This window comes from Deinococcus phoenicis (assembly GCF_000599865.1).
Taxonomy (GTDB): Bacteria; Deinococcota; Deinococci; order Deinococcales; family Deinococcaceae; genus Deinococcus; species Deinococcus phoenicis.
Genome location: NZ_JHAC01000084.1, coordinates 1 through 1,030, shown reverse-complemented (window position 1 = coordinate 1,030; position 1,030 = coordinate 1). Strand labels below are relative to the sequence as shown.

Below are 1,030 nucleotides of genomic sequence, written 5' to 3'. Positions count from 1 at the left end.
GCGGCGTGAACGCGGTCCTGGTCGTCGACGGCGAGGAGGATGGTGCCGGCCTGGCGCTGCCGGCAGGCCCCGTACGCCCGTTCTACCAGCGGCCGGGAGAACGGGAAGTGCTCGCCCTGCCGCTCGAAGGTCTGCCGGCACAGCTGCCACAGCTGCTCCACGTCCTCGCTTTCCCGCACCTCCAGTTGCTGCGTCACCCGGTTCAGGTCCGCCCGCACCCTCTTTTTGAGGCTGAGCCGGACCTGATCCAGCTGGTCCAGGCGCCCGAAGCGGTAGGTATAGCGGGTGGTCTGGGAGAAGCCGCGCCAGTAGAAGGGCAGCCAGTTGTCGAGTTCGGGGGAGCAGTTCTGCTCGAAGAGGTCGAAGGGGGGGAGCTGATCGATCAGGGCACCGAGCCAGGCTTTGTGCTGGGCGAGGCGGCGGTCGTAGCGGTCACTGGAGTAGGCCAGCCAGGGACCGAGGGTGCGGCCGAGGGGGGGCTGGGTGAGGCGGGTGAGGCCGTGACGGCGGGAACGGACGAAGGGGAGGCGGGCGACGAGCAGGCCGTTCTCGTGGACCTGGACCTCGTCCCAGGCGTGAGGGGCGACGGCGTCGAGCCACCACGCCGTCTGGAACAGCGACGGGTGCATGGCCGCCAGGCGGCGGTCCTCCACCTGCGGGGCGCTCACGGCTTTTTCCCGATCAGGCGGCGCGCGGCCAGCCAGGTCGACTTGCTGTGGCTGAACATCTGCCTTCGCCAGCTGGCCTTGCTGATGTGCGAGTAGGGCGTGAGACGCGCGCCGAAGCCCCGGAAGTACTCCTCGATGCTCTCGATCATCGATCCCTGAAAGTCGAAGGCAAGCTCCCGCTGGGCGGCCTGACCGATCGCGTGCCACAGCAGCAGCGCCGCCGCTCCCCTCACGGGTGTGCGGATAGCCCTGCCGCTCATCAGGCCGTACATGCAGTGGTCGTCCCAGGCATACAGGTCGGCGGCGTGAACGCGGTCCTGGTCGTCGACGGCGAGGAGGATGGTGCCGGCCTGGCGCTGCCG

2 protein-coding genes are annotated in these 1,030 nt (G+C 69.3%); both read right to left on the bottom strand.

What is annotated here, in order from left to right; all coding sequences use genetic code 11:
- The coding region (locus DEIPH_RS17505) for a GNAT family N-acetyltransferase (protein WP_034360765.1) at positions 1-668 on the bottom strand (668 nt) is incomplete at its 3' end.
- Positions 665-1,030, bottom strand: a 366-nt coding sequence (locus DEIPH_RS17500) for a GNAT family N-acetyltransferase (RefSeq protein WP_152545019.1), incomplete at its 5' end; no start/stop codon positions are given. The genes DEIPH_RS17505 and DEIPH_RS17500, both read right to left, overlap by 4 nt.